The organism is Winogradskyella wandonensis (assembly GCF_004346845.1).
GTDB lineage: Bacteria > Bacteroidota > Bacteroidia > Flavobacteriales > Flavobacteriaceae > Winogradskyella > Winogradskyella wandonensis.
Genome location: NZ_SMGI01000002.1, coordinates 912,202 through 931,495, shown reverse-complemented (window position 1 = coordinate 931,495; position 19,294 = coordinate 912,202). Strand labels below are relative to the sequence as shown.

General features: G+C 34.9%; 18 protein-coding genes. 4 read left to right on the top strand and 14 right to left on the bottom strand.

Going from position 1 to position 19,294, the window contains the following annotated elements; genetic code table 11:
* Positions 1 to 69: 69 nt before the first annotated feature.
* Entirely contained in the window at positions 70 to 582 is a 513-nt protein-coding gene (locus DFQ05_RS08945; protein WP_132705039.1) for a CvpA family protein, read from the top strand.
* 50 nt (positions 583 to 632) lie between these two features.
* Here DFQ05_RS08945 and DFQ05_RS08940 read toward each other — a convergent pair whose 3' ends face one another.
* From DFQ05_RS08940 to DFQ05_RS08885, 12 genes are all read right to left on the bottom strand, one after another.
* Positions 633 to 1,262 (bottom strand): carbonic anhydrase family protein, encoded by a 630-nt coding sequence (locus DFQ05_RS08940; protein ID WP_132705038.1) that lies wholly within the window; start codon positions 1,260 to 1,262, stop codon positions 633 to 635.
* Positions 1,263 to 1,286: 24 nt separating this feature from the next.
* A complete protein-coding gene (locus DFQ05_RS08935) occupies positions 1,287 to 2,855 on the bottom strand; it encodes a SulP family inorganic anion transporter (protein ID WP_132705037.1) in 1,569 nt (522 codons plus the stop codon).
* A gap of 90 nt (positions 2,856 to 2,945) precedes the next feature.
* Positions 2,946 to 3,239 carry a hypothetical protein gene (locus tag DFQ05_RS08930; RefSeq protein WP_132705036.1) on the bottom strand — a complete coding sequence of 98 codons (294 nt, stop codon included), beginning with the start codon at positions 3,237 to 3,239 and terminating at the stop codon, positions 2,946 to 2,948.
* Positions 3,240 to 3,284: 45 nt separating this feature from the next.
* Positions 3,285 to 4,043 (bottom strand): tetratricopeptide repeat protein, encoded by a 759-nt coding sequence (locus DFQ05_RS08925; protein ID WP_132705035.1) that lies wholly within the window; start codon positions 4,041 to 4,043, stop codon positions 3,285 to 3,287.
* On the bottom strand, positions 4,044 to 5,813 hold the full coding sequence (locus DFQ05_RS08920) for a BatD family protein (protein ID WP_132705034.1): 1,770 nt from the start codon (positions 5,811 to 5,813) through the stop codon (positions 4,044 to 4,046).
* Between the two features lie 60 nt (positions 5,814 to 5,873).
* Positions 5,874 to 6,710, bottom strand: a complete 837-nt coding sequence (locus DFQ05_RS08915; protein WP_132705033.1) for a tetratricopeptide repeat protein — start codon at positions 6,708 to 6,710, stop codon at positions 5,874 to 5,876.
* A 64-nt stretch (positions 6,711 to 6,774) separates the two neighbouring features.
* Positions 6,775 to 7,812 carry a VWA domain-containing protein gene (locus DFQ05_RS08910; protein WP_132705032.1) on the bottom strand — a complete coding sequence of 346 codons (1,038 nt, stop codon included), beginning with the start codon at positions 7,810 to 7,812 and terminating at the stop codon, positions 6,775 to 6,777.
* Positions 7,805 to 8,809, bottom strand: a complete 1,005-nt coding sequence (locus tag DFQ05_RS08905; RefSeq protein WP_132705031.1) for a vWA domain-containing protein — start codon at positions 8,807 to 8,809, stop codon at positions 7,805 to 7,807. The genes DFQ05_RS08910 and DFQ05_RS08905 overlap by 8 nt, the downstream gene beginning before the upstream one ends.
* A complete protein-coding gene (locus DFQ05_RS08900) occupies positions 8,809 to 10,488 on the bottom strand; it encodes a hypothetical protein (RefSeq protein WP_132705030.1) in 1,680 nt (559 codons plus the stop codon). The genes DFQ05_RS08905 and DFQ05_RS08900 overlap by 1 nt, the downstream gene beginning before the upstream one ends.
* 16 nt (positions 10,489 to 10,504) lie before the next feature.
* Positions 10,505 to 11,371, bottom strand: a complete 867-nt coding sequence (locus DFQ05_RS08895) for a DUF58 domain-containing protein (protein WP_132705029.1) — start codon at positions 11,369 to 11,371, stop codon at positions 10,505 to 10,507.
* Positions 11,372 to 11,445: 74 nt separating this feature from the next.
* Positions 11,446 to 12,447, bottom strand: a complete 1,002-nt coding sequence (locus tag DFQ05_RS08890; RefSeq protein ID WP_132705028.1) for an AAA family ATPase — start codon at positions 12,445 to 12,447, stop codon at positions 11,446 to 11,448.
* Positions 12,448 to 12,598: 151 nt separating this feature from the next.
* Positions 12,599 to 13,402 (bottom strand): DUF4382 domain-containing protein, encoded by an 804-nt coding sequence (locus DFQ05_RS08885; protein WP_241974239.1) that lies wholly within the window; start codon positions 13,400 to 13,402, stop codon positions 12,599 to 12,601.
* Positions 13,403 to 13,638: 236 nt separating this feature from the next.
* On the opposite strand from DFQ05_RS08885, the gene DFQ05_RS08880 reads away from it, so the two are divergent.
* The 3 genes from DFQ05_RS08880 (at position 13,639) to DFQ05_RS08870 (ending at position 16,522) form a co-directional block, all read left to right on the top strand.
* Positions 13,639 to 14,508 carry an aldo/keto reductase gene (locus DFQ05_RS08880; RefSeq protein ID WP_132705027.1) on the top strand — a complete coding sequence of 290 codons (870 nt, stop codon included), beginning with the start codon at positions 13,639 to 13,641 and terminating at the stop codon, positions 14,506 to 14,508.
* Positions 14,509 to 14,600: 92 nt separating this feature from the next.
* Positions 14,601 to 15,353: an SDR family NAD(P)-dependent oxidoreductase gene (locus DFQ05_RS08875; protein WP_132705026.1), complete on the top strand. Its 753-nt coding sequence runs from the start codon at positions 14,601 to 14,603 to the stop codon at positions 15,351 to 15,353.
* 35 nt (positions 15,354 to 15,388) lie between these two features.
* Positions 15,389 to 16,522, top strand: coding sequence for an ATP-binding protein (locus DFQ05_RS08870; RefSeq protein ID WP_132705025.1), 1,134 nt, complete (start codon positions 15,389 to 15,391; stop codon positions 16,520 to 16,522).
* A 170-nt stretch (positions 16,523 to 16,692) separates the two neighbouring features.
* Here the strand turns inward: DFQ05_RS08870 and DFQ05_RS08865 are convergent, their stop codons facing one another.
* A complete protein-coding gene (locus tag DFQ05_RS08865; protein WP_132705024.1) occupies positions 16,693 to 17,880 on the bottom strand; it encodes a DUF1501 domain-containing protein in 1,188 nt (395 codons plus the stop codon).
* Positions 17,881 to 17,882: 2 nt separating this feature from the next.
* Positions 17,883 to 19,250 (bottom strand): DUF1800 domain-containing protein, encoded by a 1,368-nt coding sequence (locus DFQ05_RS08860; RefSeq protein ID WP_132705023.1) that lies wholly within the window; start codon positions 19,248 to 19,250, stop codon positions 17,883 to 17,885.
* Positions 19,251 to 19,294 lie beyond the last annotated feature (44 nt).

The window sequence follows — 19,294 nt, the reverse complement described above, 5'->3', positions numbered from 1 at the left end:
TTTTGGCATTCCTTTTTTAAAGAATAGCATCTAAAAAATTCTATTACATGTATATAAACCGCTAATATTATGAGCATAATTGATATTGTTTTGGGAGCCCTTTTATTATTTGGCTTAATTAGAGGCGCCATGAAAGGTCTCTTTGTTGAAGTTGCCTCGCTTGTGGCTTTAGTTTTGGGTGTTTGGGGCGCCATACACTTTAGCTATTTTGCTGCAGAGCTTTTAGAGTCTAAAGTAGATTGGAATGAAAAAACAATTAATATTGTTGCCTTTGCTGTTACATTTGTTGTTATAGTACTCACCATAAGTCTAGCGGGAAAAGCCCTTACTAAGTTGGCTGACTTTGCTGCTTTAGGTATGCTAAATAAATTGCTTGGTGGTGTGTTTGGCGCATTAAAAATAGGATTGATATTAAGTATCCTACTGATTGTATTTAGTAAATTGAATAACACGCTTCCTTTTATGGAGCAAGACGATTTAGAAGAAAGCATCCTTTATGAGCCTGTAAAATCCTTAGCTCCGATAATTTTTCCTAATCTTATAAAAAGTGAAATCGACGAAGCTGAGGTAGAAACAGTATAAAAAAAGTCGCGTAAAGCGACTTTTTTAGTTTATTTAAGTTATTATATAACTTATAGCATATTTACTTTTCCTGTGTGTAAACTGTAAACGCCTCCTACGATTTTAATTTCACCATTGTCTTCCATTTCTGCGAGAATTTGACTGTTTTTACGAATGCGTTCCATCGTTAATAACACATTGTTTTCTACAGTTTTGGCAACAAAAGCTTTGTTAGATGAGTTGGCTTCGCCATCAACCTCTACAGCCGATTTTTTAACTGCTGGCATTATCTTGCTTAGCATCTCTGTAATATTTCCTAGTTCTACGCCATCGCATGCTGCTTTTACAGCACCGCAACTCTCATGACCTAAGACTAAGATTAATTTGCTTCCTGCGACATTACAAGAATACTCTAGACTACCTAAGATATCTACGTTTTCGAAATTTCCTGCAACACGTGCCACAAAAATATCACCAATAGCTTGGTCTAAAACAGTTTCTACTGGCACACGAGAGTCTATACAAGATAAAACAACTGCTTTTGGATATTGCCCGCCCGTAGTTTGATTTACTAAAGCGGCATTGTCTGTAGCTTGAGAGTTGCCGTTAACAAATCTATTATTTCCGTCTAATAAGTCTTTTAAAACCGCATCTGGTGTTAACTGACTTTGTATGTCTTTTGTGATTGCTATGTTTTTCATCAATGATTATAATTTTAAGGATTGTTATGATATTTTTTCAAGTTTAAAAAACTCAATAAAACTCTCTGGGTTTACAACGACACCTCTTTGTGAGATTAGCTTTATGGTAATATTTCGTTCTCTCGCTTTATGGGCAAAATCTTGGAGAATTTCGATAACATCATAATCCAGATAGGTTGTATTTCTAACATCTAATTCTAAATACGTATCTTCTGGAAGTGCATCTAATTCTTTTAATATAGTGGCTTTATTAAAAAATGTTACTTCTTCTGCCAGAGTCATTTTAATCTTACCATCATCAACATCTTCACCTTCTTTGTGTAAAAAGTGAGAGTTTTTAAAACTGTGGTATAATGTAACAACAATACCAATGGCTAATCCTATTCCTATTCCCCATAACAAATCTTTAAACACAATAATTAATACCGTTGCAATAAAAGGTACAAATTGTTTCCAACCGGATGCCCACATGGCTTTAAAGGTGGATGGTTTTGCTAACTTGTAACCTACAATAAATAATACCGCTGCTAATACGGAAAGCGGAATCATGTTAAGTACTTTAGGAATTAAGATTATAGAAATGAGCAAAAAGAAACCATGAATAATGGCACTGAGTTTTGTTTTATTACCCGACTGTATATTTGCAGAACTCCTTACGATTACTTGAGTTATGGGTATGCCTCCAATTAGTCCAGACAAAATATTCCCTGTACCTTGTGCCAATAACTCTCTATTGGTTGGTGTTACTCTTTTTTCAGGGTCTAGCTTATCTGTAGCTTCTACACATAATAATGTTTCGAGACTCGCCACAAGTGCAATTGTAAAGGCCACTACCCAAACCTCGGAAGAACCAATGACACTAAAATCTGGCAAAATAAATTGTCCTAAAAAACTATCTACGCTATCTGGAACTGGTACCTTTACCAAATGAGAACCAGCAATATCCATGGATGTTCCTTGGGTCACGAGGAAGAAAATTACGCCAATAACAACTGCAACTAAAGGGCCTTGAATAAGTTTAAAAATACTGTGCTTATGCACCAAAACCTGAGACCATAAAATTAAAATACCCAGTGCGATTAGTGCTATAACTGTAGAGCCAATTCCCAAATTTTCTGGAACACTAATAATATCCATTAATATATTACTATCATTTCCAAAAAGCACAAAATTTCCTTCTGGATCTTTATCGATACCAAAAAAATGTGGGATTTGTTTAAGTATGATTATAATACCAATACCTGTAAGCATTCCTTTTATTACGGATGACGGAAAATAGTAACCTATAATACCTAATTTAAGTATACTAAATACAATTTGAATAACACCTCCAAGAACTACTGCTACTAAAAAGGCTTCGTATCCTAAGGAAGCTATTGCAGCTAGCACAATTGCGGCGAGACCTGCGGCCGGACCACTGACTCCAACTTGAGAGCCAGAAATTACGCCTACAACTATACCGCCAATTATTCCTGCAATTAGACCTGCAAAAGGTGGTGCGTCACTGGCTACGGCTATTCCTAAACATAAAGGTAGCGCGACGAAAAAAACGACAATACTCGCTGGCACGTCATATTTTAATGTTTTAAACATATGTAATGATAATTTTGTTTTGAAGTGTTTCCAAAACGTGATTGAAAAATTCCCTACTTATGGGGACTTAGTTAGTGAATCTAAAGAAAGTTATTTATACTCTGGAGGAGGAAAAATAATATTTACGTGAGGTTTTGGATAATTTTTTAAAGTATAACCATCAAAGTTATTTGCCACGTATGCTAAATTATTGCCAGCTGATTCAATAAAACATTCTTCAAAAAGAAGTTTGATGTTTTCTTTTTCTTCTTCTTCATTTTCACCAAAGAAAAACGTGACATCCACATCATCGTCCATAGACAAAATTACTGCTGGCGCTGCAACTATTGAAACAAACAATAACGCAAAAAACATGGCAATTCTATGGTTAGCTCTCTTAATCATAAGTAGCTAATATAACATTTTAGAACTTGTAATGTAATTATTTTTTTAAAATCCTTTTAATAATCTTACATCAGATAAAGGAATCCAGCCAGTAGTTTTATCGGCAATTTCGATTTTATACCAATTATTGTAAGTTTCTAAAACCTGTACTTTGGTACCTTCGTGTAATCTAAAAACTTCTTCGCTAGTTTTATTAGGGTTAGCTTTTACACGAGTTTCTTGGGCAAAAACAATCGCTGGATTATCTTTCTTTTGCAGACTGTTTTTTTGAAATGCCATAACCAAAGAAAAACCAGCTATAAAAATACCAGCAGCACTTACAATAAATGCCACTCGTTTTTGCGTTGTTGCTTCTGAAAAATGATACATTAAAAACAAAAACACAAATAGCAAAACACCTGAAATAGCAATCTTAGACCAAGTATCTGAAGAGAATGTATTAACAAGATTATTAAAAATTCTAGAAAAACCAACTTCAGGTACTTCGTCTATGGCATCTACCGTCATATTTTTAGCAAATCCTATATTATTTTGAATTTCTTTATCGTTAGGACTTAGCTGTTTTGCCTTTTCGTAATAAAAAATACTTGGTGCAATATTATTTAATTTGTAATGCGCGTTTGCCAAATTGTAATATAATGCAGCAGAATGTTCCTCAGTTTCTAATATAGCTTCGTACTTTTTAATTGCCTCGGCATATTTTCCTTGATTATAGAGTGCATTTCCTTCGTTAAAGCGTGCATCATTCTGAGCATTAACAAAAACACTTAAACACATTATAAATAAGATAAGAATATGCTTCATCTATTGTATTTGTTTATCTATTTGGCCAATGGTTTTAACCGATTTCTGATAATCATTTTCCATAGTAACCTGCGTTATCGGAGTATAACGCGCTAACTCGCAATTTTCTAGTATGGAAATAAATTCAGACACAGTGTCTTTATCGACATTGCGCTCTACAAGTAAGCTTTCTATTTTTTCTTTATTGAAATCGCTTGTCTCTATATGTAATTTCGCTTTTAAGTAATTATGAAACGCTTTTTCTAGTGCGACGTAGAATGCTTCTTTTTGACCTAAAGCTTTCTTGGCGGTGCTTAAATATTTTTTGGCTAATCGGTCTGCCTTACGTCTCTTATTGCCAATAACATCTGCGTTTCGTTTTTCTTGACCTCTTCTTACAAGAATTGCTATTGGTATAAAAACAAACGGTACTAATAGGAGTGACCAAAATAAGGTGGACTTAAAAAAGGGTAACTTGTTTTTAGCTATCCAATTAGACTTGGTCTTTATAAAAGCAAAAGTGTTAGAATTTGTAGTTACAGCTTGTTTAACTGTCGATGATGATGTATTAGCTTCTGAGCCAACTGAAGACGGTCCATTTACTACATCTATAATTATCTCTTTAGACGTTAAGGTACGGTATGCTTTAGCTTCGGGATTAAAATAAGAAAACGACACGGCAGGAATAGGATATTTTCCTTTGTATTGAGGCACAATGGTATAGGTGTCTTGGCTTCGACCTTGCATACCTCCTAAATTTGTCCGAATATTTTCTTGATGCTCTGGCTCATAGACTTCTAAGGAGCTCGGAAGCGTAAGTTTGGGTAACTCAAAAAGCTTTAAGTTTCCTTTACCAGAAACTTGCACTTTAGCCTCGAGTGACTCACCAGCATCTAGAGATACTTTATTAGTGGTTACATCGAGCTCAAAAAGCCCAACAGCGCCATTGAAATCTGCTGGTTTTCCTTCTTCAGGAAGTGGCAATACATTTATTGTTCGCTTACCTGCAGTAATCGTTTGTGGTACTTTTTTAACAATTCGGTTTCCAAAAATATCATAGCGGCTGGTAGGTACTTCTACCGTTAAATCTAACACGTAAGGTTCTAGCTTTAGTTGCCCTGTCTTCTGTGGATACAAAACATATTTTTTTAGAACAACGTACTGATATTCTTCGCCATTATATTGCCCTCTTAGTGGTCTAAAAGCTTTAACCTCTATATTCTGATTCCAAAAATCATTAAATCTTGGTGTTTCTTTGTCTCTCCATCCATTAACTCCAGTATCTAACGCTACATATAATTTATAAACAACGGTAATCGCTTCGTTGAGATAAGGATTTGTTTTGGATACCTCTGCGACGAGGTGTATGTTTTGCGAGGCTAGATAAGCTGGGTCATTAGGATCTTTAGGTTTTTCTATCGCTTCGGTTACCTTTATGGTAATTGGAAACGTTTTATAAACCTGACCTTCAATTTCTATTTGCGCTTGCTTTATGGTGAAGCTTCCTTGTTTTTTTGGCGATAAGAAATAGCTGTAAGTTTTGGTAAACGACCGCTTACCATTTGCCCAATAATTACTTACAGACGTATTTGGACCGCCAACAACAGTAAAATCTTTGAAGCTAGGTGGCACAAAATTATCGCCATCCTTATTCATCTCAAAATCTATACGTAGGCGTTCGTTAATACCTAATTTTGTTTTACTCGCTTTTGCCTCAAATTTTACTTGAGCAAAGCAAATACTTGATGCTAGAATTAAGTTTAGTAATAGTATGTACTTAGTTAATTTCATAAATTTCTAGACTGTGGCTCGAAATTTTAATAGTTTATTGATATAAATAGGCATAAGTAATTACCAATCTTTTTCGGTTTTTACTCGAGCGCCTTTTTGCTTTTTGGCATTAATTTTTTCTTGAACTTTTTGCTCTTGATTACTCATAGCTTCAAGAATGTTTTTTATTTGTTGCGGAGACATTTTTCCTGGCTGAGGTTTAGGTTGCTTTTGCTGATTCTCTTTATCGCCATTGCCATCATCTTTTTTATCGTCCTTAGGCTTTCCGTCTTCATCTTTCTCATCATCTCCTTTTTTCTTATCCTTATTACCTTCTTCTTCCTTTTTATCTTTATCCTTATCCTCTTGGTCTTTATTTTCTTTCTCTTTATCCTTGTCTTTCTGGTCTTCTTTTTTATCGTCTTTCTTTTCGTCTTCACCACCGCCATCTTGGTCTTGTTGCTGTTTAGCACATTCTTTGGCCAAAGCAAAATTATAACGGGTCTCTTCGTCGTTAGGATTATTACGCAATGCGTTTTTAAAGGCTTCGACCGCAGCTTTACATTCTTTGCTCTGCATTAAAATATTACCAATATTGTGGTATGCTTTATGTCTTGCTTCTTTAGTTGTTGCATTTTTAGCCGCTTCTTGATGACGAAATAATGCTTCATCATAGTTGCCTTTTTTATAATAGGAGTTTCCTAAATTGTATGCGCCTACGACATTGTCTTTTTGTACTGAAATGGCTTTTCTGTATTCCATCTCTGCCGAAATAAAATCGTCTTCTTGTAATAAAGAATTGGCTTCGTAGACTAAATTTTTGGCCTTGCGCTCCGCTTTTTTTTGTTCTTTTTCTAAATTCTGAGAAAAACTAAAAACCGATAGCATTAGCGCTAAAATTAGACTACTCGTTTTCATAGTATTTATCCTTTTCATCATCTCTAAATTACTAAAGCTCATTTTTGATTGCGTTAAAATAGTACTAAAACTCCTCGTTAAAGAGATTTAGCTTTTTCAGCCATTCTGTTTTTCGTTCTAAAAAGAAAATATCTATAAACAAAAAGAAAATACCAAATGCCAAAAACCATTGAAATTGGTCTTTAAAATCGGCAATTTGCTTAGACTCAAATTCTTTCTTATCCATTTGATCTAGTAAATTCTTAATAGTTTCTACAACTTCGTTTGTATTAGACCCATTGATGTAAACACCGTTTGCTTCAGCAGCTATTTCTTTTAACGTGTCTTCGTTAAGTTTTGTAATAACGGTCTCTCCGTTTTTGTCTTTTTTATAATTAAGAACCACACCATTGCGTTTTATAGGAATTGGTCCTCCTTTTGCATTTCCTACACCAATGGTAAATATGCGTATGCCTTGTTCATTGGCTTCTTCTGCAATTTCTGCTGCATCGCCTTCGTGATCTTCTCCATCGGAAATAATAACTAGAATTCGGTTAGTCTGTTCTTCATCATCATAATATGTCTTTGCCAATTCTATGGCTTCGCGAATTGCCGTGCCTTGAGAGGTCATCATGTCCGTATTCATATTCTGCAAAAACATTTTTGAGGCTGCATAATCTGTTGTAATTGGCAACTGTGGAAAGGCTTTACCTGCATATGCAATAATACCCACACGATCGCTTGCCAAATTGTTGATGATTTGCGTAACCAATTGCTTAGACTTCTCTATACGATTTGGTGCAATATCTTCTGCTAACATGCTTTTTGAAACGTCGACAGCAAAAACAATATCTACACCTTGACTACGTACAGTTTCTAGTTTGGTTCCTATTTTTGGATTCACCAGAGCTAAGGACAAACAAGCAAAAGCTAGGCACAGTACCCCTAATTTTAAAACACTTTTAAAGAGTGATTGGTTTGGACTTAGACGCTTTAATAATTGCGAATCTGCAAATTTTTTCTGCGCAGACTTTTTCCAAACTTGTACAAGTAAGAATGACAACGCTATTGCTGGTATTATCAGCAATGTCCAAAACCATATTTTTTCGTCTAATCTAAACAAAGCTTCTAAAAATTGTGTGTTTTAAAACCCATTCTAGCAATACTAAAAACAATGCTAATAGCACCAATGGTCTGAATTTCTCTTCGTAATTGTAATACTTACGTTCTTCTACTTCGGTAGTTTCTAGTTTATTTATTTCTGAATAGATTTCTGCTAATTTTCTGTTATTAGTGGCTCTAAAGTATTTTCCGCCTGTAGCATCTGCAATTTCTTTTAGTAAATCTTCGTCAATTTCTACAGGTGCTCTTCCATATTGAAAAGAACCATCTGCACGAATACCAATTGGGGATAATGCCATACCATTAGTACCTAAACCAATGGTATAGGTTTTAATGCCATACTCTACTGCCAATTCACTGGCTGTCTTAGGGTCAATAAATCCAGAGTTATTTACACCATCCGTTAGCAGAATAATAACCTTACTTTTTGCTTTACTATCTTTTAAACGATTTACCGAAGTCGCAAGACCCATACCTATTGCTGTTCCTTGCTCTATAATGGTATTGTATTTTATATCTCTTAAGGAACGTAGCACAATATTTTTGTCGCTTGTAATTGGTGTTTTGGTAAATGCTTCTCCGGCATATTCTACCAATCCTATGCGATCATTAGGCCTTCCGTTTATAAAATCTGCTGCTACTTTTTTTAATGCCTCTAATCTGTCTGGAACTAAATCTTTGGCAAGCATACTTGCAGATACATCGATAGCCATAACAATATCGATACCTCGTGTTGTTTTTGTCTTTGTGGATATATCGACCGTTCTTGGTCTTGCTAAAGCGGTAATTAATAACGCTAAAGCTAAGAGACGAAGTACAAATAACAGATGCTTTAATTTGGACCATAAAGAACTCGACGTCTTAAAACCCTGAACAGACGATATTTTTAATTCTGCTGTTTGCCTGTTTACTTTAAAAAAATACCAAACCAATGCCAACGGAAGTAGCAACAACAACCAAAAAAACTCTTTATTTAAAAATTCGATATTTTCTAACATTATTTGGTTTCTTCTTCGCGATTAACATTAGGATTTAACTCTACAGAGTCTATTATTCTATCAACAATTTCTTTCGCATATGGGTCATCACCTCGCCATACAATAACCACTTGTTGTATTACGCGCTCGGTTGTAAAGCTTAGCATTACGTATTCGCCTTCGTAAAATTCGCCTTCCTTTAACTTAGGAAACTCTGCTGTACCAAAGGTCTTAACACCTTGTGCTTCGTTAGGTGTTTTAAATTCTTCATTTTTAGTAATAATATTTCGAACGCCGTTTGCCTCCCAAGTTTTTAAATTTCCTTCTATCACAGAAGAAATATTAAGGATTTTTTGTTTCTCACCATCTTTTTCTTGTGGCTGTCCAACTATTGATGTAGATGTGAGCACATTAAAGTCATCAATTAAACTTCCATAACCAAAGATTGTTGTCTTTACCTTATCTTTCATTTCTTCAGGCAACTCGACATTTTGACGCTTTAAAACCTTAGGTGTTTCAATATAGATAGGTGGTACTCCATAGGCACTTTTTACCCATTCGCCTTCTAATAATTCTATACTGCTATGCCCTAAAATTTTGTCTTTTACGTAGCCAAAACCATACTTGGCACCAAATCCTACAAACGTTGCAATGATGATAAATAATGAAATCGCTGTTGTTAGAATAATTTTACGATTTCGTTGTTTTCGGTCTTGTGCTTCCTTGTATTGCTGATTAAGTAACTTTTCTTCTTCGCTAGGCTCAGGAAGTGTTAGCCTTACATTTTCTAATTCGTTTTCTATAGTTTGCTTATCCAGTTTGGCAAGCTCTATATCTGGTTTAGATTTAGCAAACTTTACCAAATCGGCACGTTTAAAAATAGTTTGGATATTAGAAATTGTATCTTTTTTAAAAGCGAATTGATTACCGTCTTTTAAAAGTTGAAGGCGCTCGATAAGCTCGTCTGTAGTGCTCTCCATTGCGCGGTCATAGACTTTTTCGTCTAAAAACTTTCTGATAATAAAGGTAAGTTCTGAATAGTATCCCTTAAAATCGTCACGTGCTAAGTAATTTTTCTCTTCAATTTTTGCGATTGCCAATTTTGCGCGCTCGTATGGCGGTAAAAGCGCTATCTCTTCTTCCTCGGTCAGTGGTTTTTTTCGCCAGATAAACCAATACAGTAAAAACGCAACTAATGCAATAGCGGCGATAGCGATTAAAAGATATAACCACCATTGGCTGCTGGTCTTTTCGACGTCTATGATTGGTTTAATATCGTATAAGCCTTGTTTTGTTGTATCAACTTCTATGGTATTGACCTCGACCTTTAAAGAATCTGTAAAAAATGAATTGTCTCCAATAATAACTTTTTGTCTTGGAATGTAGTAAGAACCAGAATCGAACTGCGTTAATTTATATTCACGAAGTAAATGAAATTTTGAGGCGCTTTTAGTGGTATCTATTTTTAATGCTTCTACAAGTTCTAAAGGCAAAAAGGTCTGTCCTTCTGGGAAAACCACAATTTTAGTAGAGTCTGTTTCAACTTTTATTTTGTACGATATCTGCTCTCCTATGCGAATATTTGTGGTGTCGATTTCGGTAGAGACTTGACTGTAAGAGAAAAGAGAAAAGAGACAAAAAACAAGAGGCAAGACAACTTGATTTTTTATTAAAATAATATGTGACTTAATACTTTTCACTTTACACTTTTAGCTTTTATCCTCTTCTTTTAAAATAGCCTAATAGTTTTTTTACGTAGCTCTCGTCTACACGACAATCTATAGTTCCTGCACCAGATTTTGTAAATGCGTCTTTAAAATACGCCACCTTATCTCTGTAAAACTTCGTGTAATCCTGACGTACTTTTTTTGATGCTGTATTAACTAAAAGTAATTCTCCGGTTTCTTCATCTTGCATTTGTACCATACCAATATTTGGAATAGCTTCTTCGTGTCTATCAAAAACCCGAATTCCTGTAATATCATGTTTGCCTGCCGCAATCTTTAAAGTTTGCTTGTAATCATCTGCAATAAAATCTGAAAGCATAAATACTATGGCTTTCTTTTTCATAACGTTAGACAAAAACTTTATAGCTTCTGATATGTTTGTCTTTTTACTTTTTGGCTGAAATTCTAACAACTCACGGATAATACGTAAAACGTGAGAGCGCCCTTTCTTTGGCGGAATAAATAATTCGATTTCATCTGAAAATAGAATCAGTCCAATTTTGTCATTGTTTTGAGTTGCTGAAAAAGCCAAAGTAGCAGCAATCTCTGTAACAATTTCGTCTTTAAATTGGTTTTGCGTTCCAAAAAACTTACTTCCAGAAACGTCTGCCATAAGCATCATTGTAAGCTCGCGCTCTTCTTCAAAAACTTTGACGTGTGGTTCGTTTGTGCGTGCAGTAACATTCCAATCTATATTACGAACATCGTCTCCAAATTGATACAGTCTTACTTCAGAAAACGTCATGCCGCGTCCTTTGAAGGTCGAATGGTATTCGCCACCAAAAATATGATCAGACAAACGCCGTGTCTTAATCTCTATTTTGCGTACTTTTTTAAGAAGTTCTTTGGTATCCATTTTTCAATTTACGATTGAAGATTGTTGATTTACGATTTTCTAAATCGTTGTTCGTAATTCTAAAATCTTAAATTCTATGGTACTTCTATTTGATTGACAATTTTATTGATGATGTCTTCGGAAGTGACATTTTCTGCCTCAGCTTCGTAGGTTATACCAATTCTGTGACGTAATACATCGTGTACGACCGCTCTTACATCTTCTGGTATAACATAACCACGACGCTTAATAAATGCATAACATTTTGCCGCTGTTGCTAAATTAATGCTTCCACGAGGCGATGCGCCAAAGGAAATAAGCGCCTTTAAATCTTCAAGATTGTATTTTTCTGGATAGCGCGTAGCAAAAATGATATCTAGAATATATTTTTCAATCTTCTCGTCCATATAAACATCTCTAACAGCATTTTGGGCAGTTAAAATCTGTTCTACAGAAACGACTGGATTTACCTTATCCCAACTACCTTTTAAGTTAGCACGCATTATTAATTGTTCCTCTGCTTGCTTTGGATAGTCTATCACAGTTTTTAGCATAAACCGGTCGACTTGAGCTTCAGGAAGTGGGTATGTTCCTTCTTGCTCTACCGGGTTTTGCGTAGCCATAACCAAAAATGGCTTATCTAAAACAAATGTTTCATCGCCAATAGTCACTTGCTTCTCTTGCATGGCTTCTAACAGTGCCGATTGCACTTTTGCAGGTGCTCTGTTAATCTCATCTGCCAAAACGAAGTTGGCAAAAATTGGCCCTTTTTTAATAGAGAAGTCGTTTTCTTTTATGTTATAAATTAGTGTACCTACAACGTCCGCAGGCAATAAATCTGGTGTAAACTGAATACGGCTAAAACTACCCGAAACTGCTTTAGACAGTGTATTAATTGCTAAGGTTTTTGCTAATCCTGGCACACCTTCTAATAAAATATGACCTTGACCTAATAAACCTATCAATAATCGTTCGACCATGTGTTTTTGACCCACAATGACCTTATTCATTTCCAAGGTTAATAAGTCTACAAAAGCACTTTCTTTTTCAATCTTTTCGTTGATTGCTTTGATGTCTATCGTTGCTGTTTCTTCCATTATCATTTCTTGTTTACAAGCCTAATTGGCTCTATCAATTCAGTTTCGCAAATTGTTAAAATTATTTGTCTAATGCTGTTAATGATTGGTTAAAAATAAAAAGCGCAATATTAAGTAAATATTGCGCTTAATTATTGATTTTTTGATGTATCTATTCTAGATTAATTGACTCTAAAGTTGTAATCTGCCCCACAGTAATTTCAACATTTTCCAATATAATATTACTTAATTCGGAATCTGCATCAGGTGTTATAGTCACAGTGTAAAAACCAGCTGGTAGTCCTAGAATTTGAAATTCTCCTAAGTCATTGGTCATTGTCGAAGCTGTGACATCACCATTGGAAACTGTTACGTCTATCGCAACGCCTAAAGGGAAAACTGAACCTACTAAAGTACCTGAATTAACTTCTAGACTTGCTCTTAGTACAGGCTTAAGATTTATATTTTCTGAATTCCCAGCTATGACTATAGATTTATCTACATCGAAATCTAAAATAAAATCGTAATTAAACCCAGCCTCGATGGCTTGATTGACCATAACCTTAAGACCCGATTGCTGAGCACTTGGTGTATTTAACGGTCGTGCTTCTGTTTCTTCTTCTAAAACAACAGAATTATTTTCTCCTAATACTAAACGAATTTGCTTAATAATCCCAGAAGATACTTCTGTGTTGTTTATTAAATCAAGACTAACACCTCCCGTAAGCTCCAATAAATCGTAAACTCCTGAGTTTATAATACCCAAAGATTCCCATTCACTATCATCATCGTCATTATCGCTTTCCTCATATTTAACCATGACATCAACAACTTCGACAAAAACATTTTGATAATCTCCAGGGGCATCAACAAGTTTTACCGATAGTGTTGCTGGCAAATCAGGATTAGAGTTATTGCAACTAACAACAGACAGCATTAAGGCTGTAACCGAAAAAAATAATTTTAAAAACTTCATAATCATATTCATTTTTTAATTTGTTCTATATACGACAAGAGCAGGCTGTCGGACTATTATCTGTTTGTCTTTAATGGTAATGGAATTATATTTTTAACCTAAATAACAGATAATCAACAAATTTAAGGCTTTTTTCTATACTCCAATGTACAGCTTTTTTTTAGCTTAATTAGTGCAAAGATTAAATGTTAGTTATAAATTGGATATTTTTACTGTAACTAAAAAACCAACCAATAATCGTGGCAAAATACTCGAAAATAATTAGTGGCACCATGACATGGGGTGCATGGGGAAAACAATTTTCTACTTCAGAGATGGAAGCAATGATACAGCATTGCATTTCTACAGGTATTACAACATTTGATCATGCCGATATTTATGGTGGTTATACCACCGAGGCAGAATTTGGAAAAGCGCTAACAGCGTCGCAGATAAAACGAGATGATATACAACTAATATCTAAAATGGGCATTCAGTATATGGCTGAAAGCCGAAAGAATAAAGTCAAACATTACGATTATAGCAAGGACTATATCATTTGGTCCGTAGAAGAATCGCTTAAAAATCTTCAAACTGAATATTTAGACTTGCTCTTACTTCACCGTCCAAGTCCATTAATGCATCCCGACGAAATTGCAGAGGCCATTTCGTTATTAAAACAACATGGGAAAATTAAAGATTTTGGCGTTTCCAATTTTACACCATCGCAAATGGAACTAATTGGACTGCGCATAGATATTGATTTTAACCAAATTGAATTTTCTTTAACTGCTCATGAGGCTATGCTTAATGGAACGTTAGATTTTATGTTAACTAATGGTATACAACCAATGGCATGGTCGCCACTTGGCAGTGTTTTTAAAGAAGATACTGAACAAACACGTCGTATCCATAAACAATTAGGCAAGCTAATGGAGAAGTATAATGCCACCGAAGACCAATTGCTATTGGCTTGGTTATTAAAGCATCCATCAGGCATTATACCTGTAGTTGGCACAACAAATAAAACACGATTACAACAAGCCATGAATGCCACCAAAATTAATTTAGAATTAGAAGACTGGTTCTTAATTCTGGTTGCTGCTCAAGGTCATAAAGTACCATAGTCAGTTAGCAGTATTCAGTCGCAGTACTCAGTTACTTAGTAATTATTATGTCAGACTGAGCGCAGTCGAAGTGAAACAAATAAATAAACAATATGAAAAAAACAGCGCTAATCACAGGGGCAACAAGTGGAATTGGAAGAGCAACTGCGCACGAATTTGCTAAACATGGCATTAATTTAGTGCTTTGTGGACGACGCCAAGAACGATTAGATATAGTACAAAAAGCCCTATCTCGTGAAACTGACGTACATACTTTAAACTTTGATGTACGCAATAAAGATAAAGTTTTTGAAGCTATTGAAAGTCTGCCCAAGAGTTTTAAAAACATAGATATTTTAATTAATAACGCAGGTAATGCGCACGGTCTTGACCCTATAGAAACAGGAGATACCGATGATTGGGATGCGATGATGGATATTAATGTCAAAGGGTTACTCTACGTGAGCAAAGCCATTATTCCCGGAATGACCGAGCGAAAATCAGGACATATTATTAATATAGGTTCTTCCGCAGGGAAAGAAGTCTATCCAAAAGGCAATGTGTATTGCGCTAGCAAACATGCTGTTTTGGCAATAACCGAAGGTATGCGCATAGACTTAAATCCTTATGGCATAAAAGTAAGCGCCATTAACCCTGGTTTGGTAGAAACTGAATTTTCTCAAGTACGTTTTAAAGGTGGAAGCCAAGCAGATAATGTTTACAAAGGGTATAAAGCCCTTCAACCAGAGGATGTTGCAGAGGTTATTCATTTTGCGATAAGTAGACCAGCACATGTTAACATTGCTGATATATTGATGTTTTGTACAGCACAGGCGAGTTCTACTATTGTAAAAAAAGATTTTTAAAAAGTCCCCTTTGGGGATTTAGGGGCTTATAACTTATGATCAACAAACGTCTTTTAATTAAAAACCTACTTGCTCACAATGATGAGAACAGTTTTTATGACAAAAAACGAAAGTTAAACCTCAGCTACAAAGAAGGAAAAGCCAAATTCCTAAAGCATATCTGTGCGCTATCTAATAGCAATCCAAAAAACAACTCGTACATCGTTATCGGTGTAGACGATGCAGACAATAATATTGTTGGAGTTGACTTCTATGACGACAGTAAAATTCAGAATCTCATAAACGCCTATCTCACCAATCCTCCAATTGTTCAATACGAGAACATCCCGTTTCCACATCTACCAGACGATAAGGTTGTAGGTCTAGTAACTATAAGGCCTAACAACAAGATTACATCGCTCAGAAAAAACATTTGGAAATATTACGGCGGTGCCGTTTTCTTTAGAGATGGTAGCATGAGCATGCCAAAGGTTTTCGACATAGAGCTAAAAGATGTAAATTCTGAAATTGTCTCAACCATAGAACATCACGCTCGTAATAACATTGAACTAACGCTGAATGGTGTTTTCGATTTTATGAAGAAACGAGAAGACTACAATCCGCAGTACAAAGTATTTAAAGAATATTTTGTATTGTGCTGGGCAGGCCAGAAAAAAGAAGTAAATGACGAGGTTTTTTATTCTCGGGTAGATATCGAATTAATTAACGAGCAACGACGCCTATTTTATTCGGCATTAGATGAAGTTTCTATTACGTATTCTGAAAATAATTTTACGATTGTTGAATATGTAAAACTTGGACTTCATAATAGCTACAAGTATTATAAGTTAGAAGAAACCGTTATAAAGTTTGAAAATAATGCCAGCTATTCGATTGAAACTAGGCTTTTGTTTGAGCCACCTCAATTCGATAAAAAAGTGCTGCATCATATCTATAATTCTAACAACGCGTTGTTAGAAAAACTAAAAAAAGGGCTGTCTTTAACGCCAAACGAATCTTTAGATTTAAAAAATTTACCAGCAACGTATTTAATCTGTTACCTCAACGATTTTGAAAATGCCATAGAAAAATTAGAAGAAGCTAAACCGTTGCTTAAATCTTACAGCCAATCTATCTACGAATCTTATAAATTAACACTAAGAATTCTTCGAAAAGTAAAGTATAATTAGTGCCATTAATCGAGGATTTATACCTAAAAAAACCAATACTCTATTTTTTTATGTCATTTGTCTATAATAATCTAATATTCAATTAATTGTATTTAATTTAGTTCTGCACTATAAAGCATATACCTTATTTCTCCCAGCAAAGACATGGCACTGAAATAAGGTTTTTTTATTTAAATAAAGTTCAGTGTTTTTTGAGGACTGCTTATAATTCCGTCTGTAGAAGTTTCCAACCAATTCTCTATAATTGTGGCATAAATCTGTCTAAAGTCTACAGTAAACTTTAAATCGCCATTATCATCTAAGTCAGACAAAGAGGATAATTGATTATAGACTCCAGCAGTTTTAAGGTTTTTACCAACAACAAACACGTTATTTGCAGAGCCGTGGTCTGTACCATTGGCCGCATTTTGTCTTACACGTCTTCCAAATTCCGAAAACGTGAGAATCAATGTGTCTTCGAAGGTGCCATTTCGTTTTAAGTCTTTTACAAAAGAAGAAAGTGCTTCTGCATAAATAGACAGTAAACGCTTCTGCTGGTTTTGCTGGTTTGCATGCGTATCAAAACCATCTAAGGCATTATAAAATACTTTTGTGTCTAATCCAGAATTAATAAACTGCGCTGTGCTTTTTAGCTGTTTACCAAATTTATTCTGAGGATAGTCTTCTTGTGATAATTTTACTTTAGTGGTCTCATAAATATAATTTGCCGAAGATTTGGCATCTATCATATTCTTATACAAATAACCTAAATTATGTTCTGATAAATGCTGGTCGTTGTAATAATTTAAAACATTCTGAAAATAAGGGTCTCGAGCCGTTTTGTATAATGCTCTGTAATCATTAGTCGCAATGCCATTAAAGGTTTTCCCTTTTAAAGCTAGACTTAAAGTTTCATCTAATTCTATGGCGTTGTAAGGATGTTTCCCATGTTTATCCAAAAATCGGCCTAGCCATCCACTTTGCAAATACTCGTCACTAGAACTTCCAGATTGCCAAATATCCATTGACCTAAAATGCGACCTTACTGGATTTGGATACCCTACATTATTAATAATGGAAAGCTCACCGCTATCGTAGAGATGCTGTAAAGGTTTTAAACTCGGATGCAGTGCCAACTCGTCATTTAGTTTTATAACATCATTCTTTATCCCAAGAGTTGGACGCGCGTTGTAGTACAAATCGTTATTGTAGGGAATAATAGTATTTAGCCCATCATTTCCTCCAGAGAGTTGAATGATAACTAAGCGCTTATAACCGATGGATTTAGCCTCAAAATCCTCAAAAGCCCTCACAAAATTTGGAACAAAAAACAGGCTACTTGCCAAAGCTGAATTTCTTAAAAAATCTCTTCTTTCCATAACTAACACATTTGATATTCTGGCAATGACATTAACTGAATACAGTACTTCTGCTTAGCATCTTTTTTCATAGTCTTTAAATAGCCCAAAGTCCCTTTGTTTATTGGCCCATTTATTAAAACTGAATCCAAATCTTCATTAGAAATCTTTTTATATTCCTTTTGAAACTTATCCCAGTTTGCTATCGCTTTTACAGGTAATTTTGATTTGTTTTTTTTGAAAAACTGAAGTCGCATTTCATCCTTTTCGTCGTCCAATGCAATCAATCCACCGTTTAATAATACAGAAGGCAATTTTAAGCGCACCATAATTGTATTAGCATCTATCCACGCCTTATGCCCTTTCCATCCCGCAACATTTGGTGGGTCTAGTAAGGTTTGCCCAAGTAATTTTTGAAGTTTAATTACACCTTTTTCATTCTTTAAACTAAAAGGAACTGTTCTAGATAACCCAACTAAATAATCAATTGGCGATTTTATTTTATTCCCAATATTTTTCTCGTCATAAAACCAATCTTGAGTAAAAACGTATCGCATTAGTCTAGAGATGTCGTAGTCTTCGAAAAAGACCTCTACCATAGATTCAACATGATTTTTATCTATAATTTCATTTACAAAGTATCTATAAACTTTCTCGCAAATAAATTTAGCGCATTGACGATGCTCTAAAATAACATCAATGATGTCGTCTCCGTTGAAATTACCAGATTTTCCTAAAAATATTTTTTGTCCATAATCGTGTTGAAATCTCCTAAATCTAAACGTGCCATCAAGCGTATTAAAATATCCTGTAAATGCTCTTGCGCTTTCTTTGATATCTTTTTCGGTGTAATGACCAGGTCCTAATGTGAAAAGCTCCATAAGCTCTCTGGCAAAATTCTCGTTAGGTTGGGCTTTTACATTTTGTCTAAGATTAAGATACTTTATCATCGCAGCTTCTTTAGACATTGCTTTTACAAAATCTCTAAAGTTCCCCAAGGCATATTCTCTAAGCATATTATTGTACTGCTGGGCGTAAACCACATTTTTTTCGCCACACACAAAATGGTTTGCCCAAAAAAGCGTCATACGTTCTCTTAAGACAGCGTCGGATGTATTTAATCTGTTAACCCATGCAATATTAAAATCCATTAAGCGCTTTCTGCTTTTTTGAGCCAATTCTTTAATTAGCTTCGGATTTTCTTTAAAAGAAAGTGTTTTAAAGCCCTTAAACTCGGATAGGTCAATTTTTAAAGGCTCAGTAGTCTCTGAGGCTTTGAACAAGTCTGAAACCACTTGACTTATAGTTGCATTTTTATAGCGCTCAAGAATACTTGGAGTGACTCCAAAACCTGCGCGCCAATACAAATGTTTAAGATGTTCTGCTTTCATGTTGTTAAGACCTAAGTTAGTTAAAAAGGTTTAATTCTCTAAAA